At 41.0% G+C, this 15,931-nt stretch carries 13 protein-coding genes and 1 pseudogene; 10 read left to right on the forward strand and 4 right to left on the reverse strand.

Features of this window, described 5'->3' with window-relative positions; genetic code table 11:
* Window positions 1-214 precede the first annotated feature (214 nt).
* A complete protein-coding gene (locus QPX86_RS13110; RefSeq protein ID WP_285162952.1) occupies window positions 215-970 on the forward strand; it encodes a hypothetical protein in 756 nt (251 codons plus the stop codon).
* 373 nt (window positions 971-1,343) lie between these two features.
* A pseudogene (locus QPX86_RS13115) lies at window positions 1,344-1,490 on the forward strand (IS5/IS1182 family transposase); the annotation flags it as partial.
* 59 nt (window positions 1,491-1,549) lie between these two features.
* Here the strand turns inward: QPX86_RS13115 and QPX86_RS13120 are convergent.
* Window positions 1,550-2,485, reverse strand: a complete 936-nt coding sequence (locus QPX86_RS13120) for an alpha/beta hydrolase (RefSeq protein ID WP_285162953.1) — start codon at window positions 2,483-2,485, stop codon at window positions 1,550-1,552.
* Window positions 2,486-2,540: 55 nt separating this feature from the next.
* Between QPX86_RS13120 and QPX86_RS13125 the strand changes: the two genes are divergently transcribed.
* From QPX86_RS13125 to QPX86_RS13150, 6 genes are all read left to right on the forward strand, one after another.
* Complete coding sequence (locus tag QPX86_RS13125; protein ID WP_285162954.1) at window positions 2,541-2,681, forward strand: hypothetical protein; 141 nt, start codon at window positions 2,541-2,543, stop codon at window positions 2,679-2,681.
* Between the two features lie 176 nt (window positions 2,682-2,857).
* Entirely contained in the window at window positions 2,858-3,370 is a 513-nt protein-coding gene (locus QPX86_RS13130; RefSeq protein ID WP_160178543.1) for a hypothetical protein, read from the forward strand.
* 132 nt (window positions 3,371-3,502) lie between these two features.
* Window positions 3,503-4,471 carry an SDR family NAD(P)-dependent oxidoreductase gene (locus tag QPX86_RS13135; protein ID WP_285162955.1) on the forward strand — a complete coding sequence of 323 codons (969 nt, stop codon included), beginning with the start codon at window positions 3,503-3,505 and terminating at the stop codon, window positions 4,469-4,471.
* Between the two features lie 14 nt (window positions 4,472-4,485).
* Window positions 4,486-5,337 (forward strand): SDR family oxidoreductase, encoded by an 852-nt coding sequence (locus tag QPX86_RS13140; protein WP_285162956.1) that lies wholly within the window; start codon window positions 4,486-4,488, stop codon window positions 5,335-5,337.
* A gap of 26 nt (window positions 5,338-5,363) precedes the next feature.
* Window positions 5,364-6,281 (forward strand): helix-turn-helix domain-containing protein, encoded by a 918-nt coding sequence (locus QPX86_RS13145; protein ID WP_285162957.1) that lies wholly within the window; start codon window positions 5,364-5,366, stop codon window positions 6,279-6,281.
* Between the two features lie 19 nt (window positions 6,282-6,300).
* Complete coding sequence (locus QPX86_RS13150) at window positions 6,301-6,966, forward strand: NAD-dependent epimerase/dehydratase family protein (RefSeq protein ID WP_285162958.1); 666 nt, start codon at window positions 6,301-6,303, stop codon at window positions 6,964-6,966.
* Between the two features lie 509 nt (window positions 6,967-7,475).
* Here the strand turns inward: QPX86_RS13150 and QPX86_RS13155 are convergent.
* Entirely contained in the window at window positions 7,476-8,504 is a 1,029-nt protein-coding gene (locus QPX86_RS13155) for an isoaspartyl peptidase/L-asparaginase family protein (RefSeq protein ID WP_285162959.1), read from the reverse strand.
* Window positions 8,505-8,670: 166 nt separating this feature from the next.
* Between QPX86_RS13155 and QPX86_RS13160 the strand changes: the two genes are divergently transcribed.
* Both QPX86_RS13160 and tamB read left to right on the forward strand, forming a co-directional pair.
* Complete coding sequence (locus QPX86_RS13160) at window positions 8,671-10,485, forward strand: autotransporter assembly complex protein TamA (protein ID WP_285162960.1); 1,815 nt, start codon at window positions 8,671-8,673, stop codon at window positions 10,483-10,485.
* On the forward strand, window positions 10,485-14,477 hold the full coding sequence (tamB, locus tag QPX86_RS13165) for an autotransporter assembly complex protein TamB (RefSeq protein WP_285162961.1): 3,993 nt from the start codon (window positions 10,485-10,487) through the stop codon (window positions 14,475-14,477). Before QPX86_RS13160 ends, tamB begins: the two co-directional genes overlap by 1 nt.
* 168 nt (window positions 14,478-14,645) lie before the next feature.
* On the opposite strand, the gene rplY is transcribed toward tamB, so the two are convergent.
* Both rplY and QPX86_RS13175 read right to left on the reverse strand, forming a co-directional pair.
* A complete protein-coding gene (gene rplY / locus QPX86_RS13170; protein WP_102527108.1) occupies window positions 14,646-14,933 on the reverse strand; it encodes a 50S ribosomal protein L25 in 288 nt (95 codons plus the stop codon).
* 323 nt (window positions 14,934-15,256) lie between these two features.
* Window positions 15,257-15,805, reverse strand: a complete 549-nt coding sequence (locus tag QPX86_RS13175) for a DUF882 domain-containing protein (protein ID WP_285162962.1) — start codon at window positions 15,803-15,805, stop codon at window positions 15,257-15,259.
* Window positions 15,806-15,931: the final 126 nt, after the last annotated feature.

The following is a 15,931-nucleotide window of genomic DNA, read 5'->3' on the forward strand; positions in this document are numbered from 1 at the left end:
AGGGATTCGGCGCGGTTATTTATTAAACCTAATCAAGAGGTATCAAGTTTTTAATTAGCCTTGGAACATAAGCGTTTGATAGAAAACAATTCCACTCTACTTATTCTTGCCCTCACTTATTAAGTAATTCTTATGATATGTTTATGAAGGTAAATAATTAACAAGGAGTTTATCGTGACCTTCAAGGAGTTTTCACAAAGGTTACGCTAATAACATGGAAAAAATTATACAATTTATTGGTAATTCGATACTCATTTTAATCGCATTTAGCCTTTTCTTATCAGGAATCATTTCTGATGAAAGTACGTTAGTAAGCTCAAATTACCTTTACATTATATTAGGTGTTGGGGCTGCATATCTATTTTTGAAATTCACACCAGAATTACATTCTAATAAGAGTAAAAAAGAAAGAAGAAAACATCAAATGTCGGCATTTTTAGTTTTTATTTTTATACTTGTTGCTGGACCACTTGCTACAGCTAGATACGGACACATATTGCTTTCTTTGGCCGGCCAAAGTAAAGAAGTTGATTTAGAGTTAACTGTCGATTATGTAAGTAGTACATATGGTAGTGCTTATTGCGCAGGGGCAATACGTTTAAAAGGTTATTCCAACTTTGTAAACGGTAGGCTCTGTGGCGTATCAAGGTCAATATGGTCACAATTGAAAAGTGGTGACCGTATTATAGTCCAAGGTTTAGAAACATATTGGGGCTTCGAATATACAAATTTTAAAAAAAATCTCGATAGAGAAATCTATCAAAGTAAAACACTTAGGTTGCTTCACGATTTTAAAAACATGGATTCAAATAAAGCTTTTGCATTAGCTAGAGGAGTTGATGGTCGAGAGGTAATTGGTTATTCACATTCATATAGCTCACTTCAAAAGGCCAAAGAAAGAGCGCTTAATGAGTGCCAAGCACAGATAGAATTACATAGCATTACAACTGAATGTAAACTTATTCGGTAATTTATTATAAAAATGAACATTGGTAGTGGTAAGGAGTTTGGCCGCTACTTTAGAGCATACCAAGCTCATTTATGGACAAAAGCGAGTTAGAACAATTGCTCGATAACTTTAGACTCACATTAGATTCGGTATTGCAGATAAGCCTAGAGATCTCTTGCCATGTATATTCACCTGCACCTGATTGTTCTTGAATGACTTTAAACTGCTTTAGTTGAGTGTCCTCGAATTATACGAATTCAAGCGCTTCAACTAAAGCCATTGTTGCGATTCCTATTATTTGGGTTCTATACAAAAATACCATGGAGGGGCTAGTCTGTGCCCCTGAGAGATCTCATCGCCTACCGTATGATCTCGTACCATGGATTGGTTCTGATATAAGTACCGCCATTTAGTCGAAAATGCTTTCGCTAGGATTAAGTATTATCGAGCTATTTCAAGTAGATGTGGCAAGCTAGAAAGGAATTATACCAGCATACTATCGCTGGCATTCATGTTAATGTGGTTGCCGATGTATTGCTGAACATAAAACGTATAGCGAAGATCAACATGCCCTAATCAAAGACATTCTTTGCAATGTTCTTAATTTTGCTCAGCGAAATAATGCTCTGAGGCATGCTTATACGCAGCAAGTAAACGAGCAGTGGCTAATTGACTAACATCAGCATTGGGTACGACCACCTCAAACACATGGTAGCCACCTTCATATTCGTAAAACTCAACCGCCACGCCATTGTTTTTCATTTGCTCAACAAATTCAATCGTTTCATCATAGAACAGGTCCTGATCACCAACAAAAGTATAGGTGGGTGGTAATCCAGATAAATCTGTTGCTCTGGAGGGGGCTGCGTAAATGGGCACACTATCAGTTTGATACAGATCCCCTAAGTAGAGCTCCCATGCCATACGATTTTTCGTCGAATTCCAAATTAAATGCGTGTTCTGCGTATTAGAAAGTGAGCTATTTCTGTCGTCTAACATCGGATAGAGTGGCATTTGAAACGCGATGTTAATTTTCCCTTGGTCTCGAGCATACAAGGTTGTCGCTGCGGTTAAACCACCGCCAGCACTTCCTCCTGCAATAAACAATTGGCTGTCATTGATACCAAGCTCCGCAGCATTATCTTTCATCCATGCAAGGGTGGCGTAGCTGTCATTTAAAGCAGCAGGGTAAGGGGCCTCATGAGAAAGCCGATATGCAGGCGCAACGATCACGGTGTTTGAGGTGTGAATGAGGTCGGACATAAAACGTATATCTAGCGCTGAGTCTGGTGACCCCATAACATAGCCGCCACCATGCAGATATAAGAGTCCAGCAGCATCGGGAGTCGATTTATCTGAACGCAGTATTACCACTCGAATGTTGTTTCCATCTCGGCCTTTGATGTAGGTTTCTTCTACAACAATCCCTTTATCTAAGTCATAGTTCTCTGGCTCTGCCTGTCGACCTAATGCGATCAGCTGCTCCGGAGTTTCGGCTTGAGTAAAACGATCGACAACATACCCAAACAGCCGCAATTCAGAGTCTACATTCGGGTAAGAGGCGTTCACATGAAAGAACAGAGCTCCCACTATGACAGCCAAAGCCCCCACCAACCCAACTGTCACTTTTATTGCTATACGCATAAATCCTCCCGTTACCATGACTAAGGCCGTTGAGTACACGGTTGACCATAGCGGTATGTTTATTGTTTCCAGCATTATTGCTGATTAATTCTAGTGTTCCAGAGATTAGCAAGTTAAGGAAAAGCCAACTTATACATTTCCCAAAAACAGCTGCCTAAACGGAGGGATCTATTTTGGGAAATGTGTAAGTTTCTTGTTTCATCTCTCAGTATGATCTCGACATCGAATCAAGTAGAAGTGCCCACCATTGAAATGTTGTACTCGATGGGCGCTGATGAAGTTTCATTTAACACAATGAGAAAACTAAAAATTACTATTAAAGGTAAGACAATGAACTCTAAATATATTATTGCCTTGTCATTGGTGCTTATGGCACTAATCAGCATTTCTATTTTGACATGGGGAAGTAATACAAAACTTGCCAATGTGGTGCTAGCTAACACCAACTCAACAGAAGTTGAAAAACTTCCATTAGAAGGTAAAGCTTTTAAATACGATAGCTACCATCCTTACAACATCGGGTTTGATTTAGATAATGCTTTAGCCAGCGCACTATCGGAGATGGATGAAGGCTACGACCTACTGGTCAATAGCACGGTCAATGTTCAGTCATATTATTTAATTGTTTACTTTTCCAAATATTTCACAGTGCAAGGCACAGCCCTTCAATCTGCGGAGCTAAAAAAACAAATGAGTGATGAGGCTTATCAAAACTGGTTGATAAGCAGCAATGTGATCAACATAGCAGGTGATACACAATCCGCCGCACTCAAATAACCTGTAAGCACACTACTAATTTGGCTGAGTAACAACAAATTGGATATTCAATAAATTCTATTCCCGAATGTTCAAACCTCACCTGATAAATTTGTACTACAGCTTTGTTTTTAATTTACTGAGATACCATATATGCCACTACTTAGTGACAAAACCCGAATACTACTTAAGTTATTCGTTCCACAAAGAAGGACTCCTAACCCTCAGCATGCTATTCCCAAAGGAGATAAAAACCTTCAAGGAAAGACCATAGTATTTACCGGTGGGACCGATGGCATTGGACGTGGTGCCGTTGAAATGTTGTGTTCAATGGGCGCAAACATTGTCCTGCTCGCTCGAAATAAGACTAAGGCAGAGGCGGTGATTGAGTCGATTAAAACAGCTCATACGCAAGGTTCGATAAACCTAAAAATTTGTAATCTGGCCTCGATGGACAGCGTGAAAGCGTGTGCTGAGCGTATTCTTTCTGAATATCCAAAGATAGATGTTCTGGTGAATAATGCGGGCATCAATATGACCAAGTCTGTTATCACTAACGACAATTTTGAAACGAACTGGGCTATTAATTACTTTGGCCCAAGATTGCTTACTGAACTGCTTCTGGATCGCATTAAAGCGTCAGCGCCGGCACGCATCGTAAACCTCACCACAAATACAGAGTTTATACCTGAAATCGATTTCGATGACATTCAGGCAAGAGTTAATTTCGATACCGACGAAAGCTATGTGGAATCGAAGCTTTCTATGAATATGTTTACTGTTGACTTAGCAAAGCAATTGCAAGGTTCAGGGGTAACCGCTAACTCGCTTTGCCCGGGCCATATCCGCTCTAACTTGCTCAGCCACCTTGAAGGTGCTGAAAAAGTCATGAGCTATGTCATGCACTACATGGCTTCACCAACCATAGTTGGTGCAGACCGAATTGTAAGATTGGCCATCTCATCTGAATTTGATGACGTCACTGGCGCGTACATTTGTGAAGACAAGTTGAAACCTCACCATCAAGAGGCACAGAAACCTGAAAAACGAACACAAGCACAGCAGATGACTACAAAAGCCCTTTCTCGTTGGCTACCTACAAATGAAACTATTATTGAATAATGAGGATTAACATAATGAACAAAAAAACCATACTGATTACTGGATGCAGCACTGGCTTTGGCAAACTGACAGCACGACTTTTTCAAAGCAAAGGCTGGAATGTCATCGCAACAATGCGTTCACCTGAAAAGGAAACTGAGCTCAACAAGCTTCCAAATGTTCTCGTGACAAGGCTTGATGTCACTGAGCCACAAAGCATCACTGACGCTATCAATGTAGGCATGGAACAATTCGGCACCATTGATGCGTTGGTCAACAATGCGGGCATTTCTGGTATGGGCGTTTTTGAACAGTGGGATGAACACGAGATCAACGCGATATTCAATACCAATGTTTATGGTCCAATGCGTGTTGCTCAACAAGTGTTACCAATAATGCGTAAACAAAAAGAAGGGGTGATCATCAATATCTCATCCCTTGCTGGAATTTTAGGTTCACCCTACTCTTCTGTTTATAGCGCGGCTAAATTTGCTGTCGAAGGCTTAACTGAAGCCCTAGCTCTAGAATATGCCCCGTTCAACATCAAGACAAAAGTCATTGCTCCAGGGGCCTATGAGACCAACTTGTTTACCACGATCCCTCACCGAATTCTTGCTAACGGTGACCAACAAATTAGGGATTACAGTGATAAGATGCTTCAGAAGATGAATGTAACGATGGAGCAGATGCGCCAACAAGGTGCTACAGAATCCGATCCTCAGGAAGTCGCAGATAAAATATACCAATGTGTGACTGAAGAGACTCCTGTGCATAACGTATCAGGAAGTGATGCTGAGGCATTCTTACAAATGAAGAAATCCATGTCTGAAAATCAGTTGATGAAAGCCATTTCTGACATGTTTGTACCAGAAGTACACACTGCCTAAATCTAAACGCAGTTGAGGAATAGCCAATGAGTAAAGTGAACACTGTTAAATCCATAGCCCAGTTACATCGCTATTTGGGCCTGCCTAGCCCATTGCACCCGTTGATAACGGTGATTCCTCAATCTGCGTTTCAAGGTAAAGTGGAATCAGGTAGCACCTACGCTTTTGAGTTGTATCAGATATCATTGAAACAGGGTATCGAGTGCACTTTGAACTATGGAAGAAACACCTATGACTTTAATGATGGTTCAATGGTATTTATTGCCCCCGGACAATCAGCTGTCGCTTCTGACATTGAGATAGATCCGAATGCAGCAGGTTGGACAATCGCGTTTCACCCTGATCTGATCTCTCGTTCAGACCTTGGGAAGAAAATGGATCAGTACACCTTTTTCAATTATGAAAGTAATGAATCTCTGCACCTTTCCGCCAAAGAGATTGAACTTGCAACAGATATCTCTGAGAAAATTGAGTTTGAATACTCGCAAAATATGGATCGCCATACTCAGTCATTATTACTATCAAATCTCGAGCTACTCCTTAATTACTGTGTGAGATTCTACGACAGGCAGTTTTACGTTCGGGCTGACTTAAACCGTGATTACTTGGGCCGATTCGAAGCTTTTTTAAACAGCTACTACCTTAGTAATAAACCTTTGGAAAGAGGGGTGCCAACGGTTCAATATTGCGGCCAGGAGTTAGGGCTTTCGCCTTATTATTTAAGCGACTTGCTAAAACGTGAAACGGGAAAGACCGCGCTGGAGTACATCCACCTTTTCCTTATTGAGAGATCAAAATCGTTAATGCTTGAGGACAAGCTGAGCATTAGCCAAATTGCGTGTGATCTTGGTTTTGAATACCCACAGCACTTTTCTAAGTTATTTAAATCCAAGACAGGAATGTCTCCGCGAACCTTCAAGTCATCCTCACAGATAAAGCACTAGAGCTTGGAGTAATTAAACAATGAAAGTCATCATCACGGGTGCAACAGGTATGGTTGGAAGAAGTGTATTAAACCAATGCCTTGAAAGCGATAATGTGCAAGAGGTGCTGCTTATTGGTCGCACGCCATTGGCACTGAATCACCCTAAAATAACAGAGTTAATCCACCCAGACTTTTCTGATTTTAGTCAGGTTCAAACCGAGCTCTCTGGCTATGACGCTTGTTTTCATTGCATGGGCATTTCATCATTGGGGATTAACGAACAAAACTACAACCATATCACCTACGAGATGACTTATGCGTTAGCGTCATCATTAGTTAATGTCTCTGCGCAAATCACGTTTAATTATCTTAGTGGTACAGGGGCAGATAGCTCGGAGCAAGGCTCTGTAATGTGGGCCAGAGTTAAAGGAAAAACCGAAAACATGTTGCTGAACATCGGATTTGCAGACGCGTATATGTTTAGGCTTGGTGCTCTTTTTCCACAACGAGATATAAAAAGCAAAACAGCTTTATACAACCTGTTATATAACGGTTTACGCCCCTTTTTCCCAATATTAAAGAAAGTAATACCTATTACGACCAGTGAAGCGCTGGGTAGAGCAATGATCCACTCCGTCAGTTCTCCACAACCATTAAAGGTACTGGAAAACGAAGACATTAATCGATTAGCGATAGATACATAAATGTTTAGCTCTGTATGTCTTATTAGTCGCGCGGGGAGATGTAGAACTTAGCACCATAGGTAGATTATGAACAACAAAACCTGCACTATTGATAGAATTCACTAAAACACAATGGGGCACAAACGCGTTAGAACGACAAACGAAGTTTAAAGCTGGATGATTCTCAGTTGGAAATTTTGCTGTTTAAATTTCGCCGGAGCTGCTGGGACTATGGTTTATAAAGAATCAAGAGGGGTGAGCAGTTTCACCCTTCTTGCTCTGGTGTGGGCGAAGCGCCACGACGTTAATCCAAACGGAGTTTGGAAATCCAGTATGAAATCCATATGTCTATAACTGATATTAACTAAGTACCAAGACGTAGAGTTTTCAAAATAGTAAGCAAGGAATGGGCACAAATAAGCTACGGCCTCAAACTCAACCTATGCTGAACTAAAAAAGCACCAAATGAAAACTTGATGCTTTTTTAAATCTCAATCGTGATTGATAACAATAACAAGGAAAGTTAAGGCTTACTTATCACGCCAAATCATCACTTGTGCTTCTTCCCCACTCTTACGCGTTGCGCGGTACATCCCTTCTGTATTAAAAGGGGTCGCAATATTGCCGCGATGATCAATTGCTATCACGCCACCTGTACCGCCAGCGGTAATCAATCTTTGGTTAATCACTTCATCGGCCGCCTGAATAATCGACTTACTTTGGTATTTCACCTTCGCGCAAATATCACCTGCGACTTGGTAGCGAATAAAATATTCACCATGTCCAGTCGCTGACACTGCGCACACTCCATTCTCAGCATAAGTTCCAGCACCAATAACGGGCGCATCGCCAATACGACCATAGCGTTTATTCGTCATTCCGCCGGTTGAGGTACCTGCACTAATATTACCTTGTTTATCTAATGCGACAGCGCCAACGGTACCAACTTTATATTCTGTGTCTAACTGTTGGTGCGCAGCTTGGTAATCTGCACTGGTTTTCGCTTCAGCCATTTTTGCTTTTGCACGCTGTAAACCTTGATAACGTTTTTGGGTATTAAAGGTTTCGTTAGCCACCAATTGGACCCCCTGAGTTAAAGCAAACTCTTCAGCCCCTTCTCCATAAAGCATGACATGGACAGACTCATCCATCACCAAGCGTGCTAAATCAATCGGATTTTTAATGTGTTTAACGCCAGCAACCGCACCTGCGTTCATGGTATTACCATCCATAATAGATGCATCCATTTCATGCTGTTCATTATGAGTGTATACCGCACCTTTACCCGCATTAAAGTACGGAGAATCTTCTAGTACATTAATAGCTGTTGTGACGGCTTTAAGGCTTGAGCCACCTTTTTCTAACACCAGATAACCTGCATCAACAGCTTCTTTTAGTTTTGCGCGATAGGCTTGTTCTTGCTCTGGAGTGAAACTGGATTTTTTAATGGTTCCGGCGCCACCATGAATGGCGATAGCAAAAGGTTTGTCACTATTAGCAAAAGATAAACCTGAAAAAAGTGTCAGTGAAACAGCAAAAGCGAGCGATATTGTTTTCATTTTAAGCAAGTCCTTGATCGGTTTGTATCTTTGTAACCATTTCGGGCGGTAATTTCAATCATAACCTTGCCTGTTAGCACTATTCTGGCGACAATAGGTTATAAGTAATTAGCCGTTGATAAGCATTCATTCATTGTTATCCAAATCGTTTAAATATTGCCTTGTAGTGTGCGTTGCCCTCGTTTCGTTGGCATCGAATTTCGCTTGGGCAAAAGATGATTGGCTTAAAATCGAATTAACGGGTACTTCTGAACGATTAACCAAGAATATTTTAGCCCACTTAGGCGAAAGCCCAAATTCTGCGGTGCAGCGCCGCGCATTCCTATTTACCGTTGAAGATAGCGTCACTGCAGCGTTAGAATCCATGGGACATTATCATGCAAAAGTAGACATCGATGTCACTGAATCAGAAAAGGGGCCATGGAAGCTTACTATCGATATCGATGAAGGCGCACCCACCATCATTCAATGGATTGATATCAAGTTCAGTGATGAAATGCTCAATGACGACAGCTTTAATCGCTGGCTAAATCAATTGACAGTTAAACCAGGCGATACGTTAAACCATGGAGTCTATTCTGACTTAAAGTCGCAATTGGTGACTCTCGCACTAGCAAGAGGTTATTTTGACGCGACTTTTGCTCGCTCTGAAATAGAAATCAATCGAGATTTCAATACTGCAAAAATTCATATCGACTTCCAATCAGGAAAACGTTACCTCATTGGTGATGTGGTATTTTCAGGCCAAACTGTCAATGACGATTTATTAGAAAAATTGATTCCTTTTGATCCAAATGCCAAGTACTCCACCAGTCGATTAAACCGCCTTAACAGAAACTTAATCGATACAGGCTATTTCAGCAGCATCAAAGTATTACCGCTAATTGACAATATCTCAGATAGCCAAGTGCCTATCAAAGTAGATTTAGCTCCACGCCCTACTCACTCCTTTGAGGTGGGTTTAGGTGCTGACATTGGCAATAATGTTGAGAATAACATTGAGCCACGTATCCGACTAACATGGCGTATGCCAGAAATTAACCGTTTCGGCCATACTCAAGAAACGACCATGGAGTGGTCACCAGATAGGCCTAAATTCTTAACTACATACACGATCCCTTTGACGCATCCATTAGACGACCAATTGAAATTTAAAGTTGGCCTTTTACGTGACAAATACGGTGTGACTCAAGACTATAATGAAGAAAACAAGAGTTATGACTACACTGGCGAGCTTGAATCTGAAAAGCGTTTGATAGGCATTATCAGGCAAATGCGCTTAGACAGTGGCTGGTTATTTGGTTACTCACTAGAGTTCAACCAAGAGTTTTATAATCAATCGGATACAGACTACGACCCGCAATATATTTTAGCAGGCTTCGGCATTGGTAAAACCACCCGTGGTGACAACACTCTTGACCCCAAGTCAGGCTTTAGGCAGGTTTATAGTGTTGAGTACGGTGATCCCAATTTAGGTTCAGAAATTCGACTGGCAAAATTAGAAGCCAAATTTAAGTGGATTGATACTTTCTTTGATCGTCATCGCTTTGTTGCCCGTCTGGATTTAGGTGCCAATATCGCCGACAGTGATCAAATTGACCAAATATCACCTTCACTGCGTTACTTTGCCGGTGGCGATCAGTCTATACGCGGTTATAGTTACCAAGAGCTAGGCCCTTATATTGAGTATGAGAACTCTGAAGGCGGCACATCACGTCAGGTTGTGGGTGGCCGCTATCTTGTTGTAGGTAGTTTAGAGTATCAATATTACCTTACTGATACTTGGCGAGTTGCAAGTTTTGTCGATGCTGGTAATGCATTTGATACCGAACAATTTGAACCCGTTGTTTCAGTCGGTGGCGGTATTCACTGGATTTCACCTATTGGACCAATCAAGCTTGATTTAGGTGTCGGCCTTAAAGAGACAGAAACAGTTGATCGCTCATGGCGAATTCATATAACCATGGGGACGGAATTGTAATGACTGAACAATCATCCCCTCAAACATCCGCACAAGACCATAAGCCTCATTCAGCTAATGGTCATATTCCAGCGGCTAAGCCGCCAAAAACTCTATTAAAACGCTGCTGGAGTACATTTAAGCTTTCAACACGAATATTCATCTATATTCCATTACTGATACTCATCGTTGTTGCAGTATTAATTGGTACCCCAATTGGCGCACAAATTAGTGTCTTCTTTGCCAATCAATTTGTCCCCAACCTTGAGCTCAAGCTGCGTTCAGGGATTATTAATAAGCATTTAGAGTTTGATTACGCCAGTTGGTCAATGAACGGCGTAGCGGTAGAAGTAGAAAACTTGTCTCTTTCATGGGTGCCAACATGTTTATTCAATAAACAAATATGTGTCGATAGTCTACTAGCGACCGATGTAAAAGTGCGTGTAGCCACCGATGAGTTTGATGACGTTCCTATTGATGAAAATGCTAGCAGTGATGATATAAATGATGATCTTATAGATGATTTAGCCCAAGTTAACGCGGAAACCGCTGAGCTAGATGTAGAAAATGAGGAACCGTCACCACTGATATTACCTGTGATAATAGGCCTTAACGAACTGGATTTAAATAACGTAAAAGTCAGTGTCAACGATATGCGTTATAACGCTGAACGTCTGCAAGGCAAAGCCTTGTGGAACAAAAGTGGCCTGCGCGTGAGTTATCTTCACAGTGATGGATTGCTCGTCGATATTCCGCTCGGGGATGGCGATGATGATCAAACGCCTAGTACGAATATCGATAAAGATAAAAATAAAGGTGAAGATAACATAATTCCTGAAACGCCTTCTGAGATAGATGACTGGGCGATGGCTAATCTGCCCGCGGTCTATATGACCTTCCCTATTTATGTTGATGAACTGATTTCGAACGATAGTGTAATGCGATTAGGTTCACGCGAAGACAAATTTGCGCATATTGCATTAGAAGGCAGTTATGTAGAGTACTTCATTGATGTGCAACAACTGGCAGTCACACACGAGTACGGTGATGCCACACTCGTTGGTGATATTAGCTTAAACGATGACTATCCAATGACCATCGATGCACAATTCAAGCTCAATAATGTGGCTGAATTACCGAGTTTATCCAAGCAAGAAATTGCAATACAGGCCGAGAATGGCTTTGATGATTTAGCAGTAAAAGTATCGGCAACTGGTGATATGACTATCGACTTTGAAGCTATTGTCGCACTCAGCAAGCCTGAAATGAATTATCAATTAGAAGTCGCGCAAGCAGATCTGAAATGGCCTTTTGATAAACCTGAATACTTAGCCAAAGTGGACAAGTTCACCAGTAAAGGTGATATAAACAGTCAATCTGCGATTTTTAGCGCGCAACTACAGAGTCCGTTTCATCCAAAACTTGATGCCGACGCCAATGTTAGTTTTGAGCAAGACAAGCTAACCGTTTCGCACATTGATATAAAATCCGAAGCTGGTGACATTAAGGGTAATGGAGTACTGGATTTCACTGATGGTGTGAACTGGCAAGCAGAGCTACTAACTGAAACATTACAATTAGAAAAGATCAGTTATTTGTATGAACTTACTGAACTCGACAGTAACGTAAGCGGTCAGTTGTCAACTAAAGGTAGTGTTGGCGATGAGACTTGGAACATACAAATCGCCGATGCAGATCTTAAAGGCACGTTAAATGAGTTTCCATTAACAGTCAGTGGCAATATAGAATTCAATGAACAACTTGCCGTCAATGCTGATAATTTACATGCAACCGCACTAGGCGCGGAGCTCATAGTAAATGGACAAGCCAGTAAATTTTGGGATGTTGATGCTGAACTTACCGTACCCGATCTTAGTCAATGGTTGCCAAGTTCAACGGGAGGTATTTATGCAAAAATCGATGTGACGGGTAATGAGCAACAACCCATTGTAGACATTACCGCTAAGGTCAGTGATTTTGAATATGCCGATATGGAAGTTGAGCTCCTTAACCTAACAGCAAATTATCTACCACTGAATAATCATCAGTTTAAACTTGATGTCACTAACGACAAGTTTAACTGGCAAAATATTGATTTATCAGAAATTTCCATCAATGCTTCAGGTAATTTAAATCAACAACACCTTGAGCTTAATACCGCTGGCGAATTTGCCATTCATACCATTGTTGACAATAAATTTGACGAACAAACTCAAATCTTTGATGCCCAAATTAACGCATTATCAGTCACTAATTTCTTAGGAACTTGGACTACAGACCGAGTTGTAGACATCATTTGGGATCAGAAAAAGACTCAAGGAAGCGTCAAGCCATTTTGTATTACCCACCCCAACAATCAAGTGTGTATCGAAACAACTGCAAGCTTCGGTCAATCAGGTGATATCAATCTTATAGCACATGGGATACCAGGACTTTTATTAAAGCCAATGTTACCCACTCGACTATCTTGGGCTGGCGATACAGATGTTATAGCGTCAGCTAGCTGGTCAGAAACTGAAAACCTTCGAGCCAATGCTGAAGTCAACATGGCCGAAGGAGAGATTGAGTTAAAACGAACCAGTAATGATTTTATTAAACTCAATTACGATGTCGTCAAATTGAACATCTTATTAGATGAAGAAAAGCTAGACACTAATCTTATTGTTAAAGCAGAACAAATTGCCAAGATACACAGTCAAATTAGTGTCAGCAGCGATCCAAGTCGCAATTTATCCGGCAATATCAGCATAGACACCTTAAACCTTAATCATTTCCAAGGCTTTTTTCCAAAACTTGAAACCCTTAAAGGTGACTTTACTGCAAATTTGGATCTAGTAGGCAACCTTAATAACCCAATGGCTCAAGGCAGTATTTCATTATCACAAGCTGCAATTGCCACAACCAGTAATCCTACCTTAGTAGATAACATTAATCTCACTATGGCGCTAAAAGGTCAAAAAGGGTTAATAGATGGCAACTTATCTATGGGTGAAGGGTTAGCGCAAATCAATGGCACGTTATCATGGCCACAAGGTGACTTCAGTGGTGATATTGACATCAAAGGTGACAAACTCGCGTTAATCCAGCCACCGATTGCAATTTTACATGCTTCTCCTGATATCAATCTTACCTTCAATAAAGATCAATTGGCGGTCAAGGGAAATGTCGACATACCCGCTGGTGAAATAACCATTGTTCAACTTGCAGAAGGTGGCGTTGCCGTCTCATCTGATGTGGTATTTAATGACTCTATCTCTGAACAAGAACAACGTGTGAGCCCTTATGCCATCGTGTCAGATTTGAACATTAATGTTGGCCCTGAAGTTACCGTTGACGGGATGGGACTTAGCGGCAAACTCAACGGAACACTTCTGCTACAACAACAAGCATTTAAACCGCCATTATTGTTCGGTGATATCAGAGTGAGTCGCGGCACCTACAAGTTCATGGGGCAAACACTAACGATTAGTACAGGTGAAGTTCAGTTTTCAGGGCCAACCGAAATCCCTAATTTAAATATCGAAGCCATAAGAGAAATTAAAGAAGAAGATATTACCGCAGGTGTAAGAGTTACTGGTACCGCTATGCGCCCTATTGTGACCTTATTTTCAACCCCTGCAAAAGAGCAAGCAGAAATATTGTCATACATCGTCACTGGGGCTGGTTTTAGCAATGGCAGCAATGAACAAAACAGTGCATTAATGATGGGCGCAGCCCTAACCTTAGGGTCGCAATTTGGTGGCGGAGCCATGAATAACATTGGCTCGACAGCAACGGGGTTAATCGAAAAATTTGGCTTTTCTAACGTGCAGCTCGATGCCAACGATGAAGGCCGTGTCGCGATTAGTGGTTACATTGGTGAAGACTTAATGGTCAAATACGGTATTGGGGTATTTAACCCAGGCTATGAAATGACGGTTCGCTACTACATTTTATCGCAGCTGTATCTAGAAACTGTATCAGGAACGTTAAACCAATCATTAGATATCTATTACAGTTTCAATGTAGATTAGCTTTTTAAACGATAATTGTCCTGATTATGCTTATCTCTAACACTATGACTACAGATGCTTATTAACTTAAGCTTCTAAGCAGGTTTTAGCTAACTGTCTATGGAATATATACCGTATTTCAGACATAAAAAAAGCGCCTAATGGCGCTTTTTTCATTCAAATTAACGATTAAGCAAATTTGAAGTCAATATGTTCAACTAAAGTTTTGAACGCGTGGCGTTGCATAGCTTGAACACGTACTTTAACTTCTTTACCATCGATAACTAGAGTTAAATCTGTGTTGTAGAAATCGTCATTCAATTGAATGTTTACGATATCTTTTTGAGCCATTTTGATTGAGATAGGCTCTTTACCTGGACCGTAGATTACAGCAGGAACTAAATTCGCATGACGTAGGCGGCGGCTCGAACCTTTCCCGATTTCAGTACGGATTTCAGCTTGAATAGTGTAAGACATGTGTTTCTCACTTAATAAAAAAATAAATTGATGTTGTTATTTTCGACCAATAACAACTCGTGCTTGTTTATTAATAATAAAATTCTATAAAAAGCGTATTAAAACAATTCAATCGAACTCGTTTAAACAAAGCGCGCGGATTTTAACACAGCTTATGCACCTCAACAAGCAATTAGCAGCTATTTCATACCAATAACTCAGTTAGTATCTCACCAACTTATCGATAGCTCTGCATAATTAACCCCATAGCTTAACAGTGCTGAAGATAATACATACTGTGCACGGTTTTTAGCATCATGAAGATTAATGACAAAAATGAAACTTTACCAACTTCTTACAGGGCCACAATCCACATGAATAAAACCAGAACGGGGATAATAGCCAACACCACCAAGCTGTAATGAACGCGCAGCATCACGCAAGGTTTTAAGCTCGACGCCAGGAATAGCGAGATCCATCGCCATACCTTTCATATGATAACTTTTCTTGGCAACACCGTTACTTTTCGCAGCCAACATATTATTGGTATGTGGCGAGCGGTAACCAGAAATCACGTGTACTTCGTCGTTGTTACCAATCGCTTGTTGTAAATTATACACAAACTCATATAAGCGTTTATCCATAGGGGCTGCTTGATTCCGGCGGTGATCTCGTAGCACTTCACTGAATAACGATAATGTATCTTGATTGTACTCACCTTCTGCCCAGAACTGTCCTTGTTCGCGCTCGCCAGTGTGACGATTATAAAAACTCAACTCTCTAACGCCTTGGGTTGAACGACTTGCTTGAACGGGGGTTGAAAACACTGAAGCGACAGCAACACCACTTAAACCTAACAATACTTGCCTACGGGCAGGACAAACTAAAGACATTAACTCACCACTTTCTAATTATAAAATCTGTGTGTTTTTTACACAACCGAAAGGGAAGTTAAACGGAAAGCAAGGCAATAGCAAGGGTTCAAGCCGATAAAGTCAGCTTAAATTTTGTACATCTTG

Origin of the sequence: Shewanella goraebulensis, assembly GCF_030252245.1 — a bacterium.
GTDB lineage: Bacteria > Pseudomonadota > Gammaproteobacteria > Enterobacterales > Shewanellaceae > Shewanella > Shewanella goraebulensis.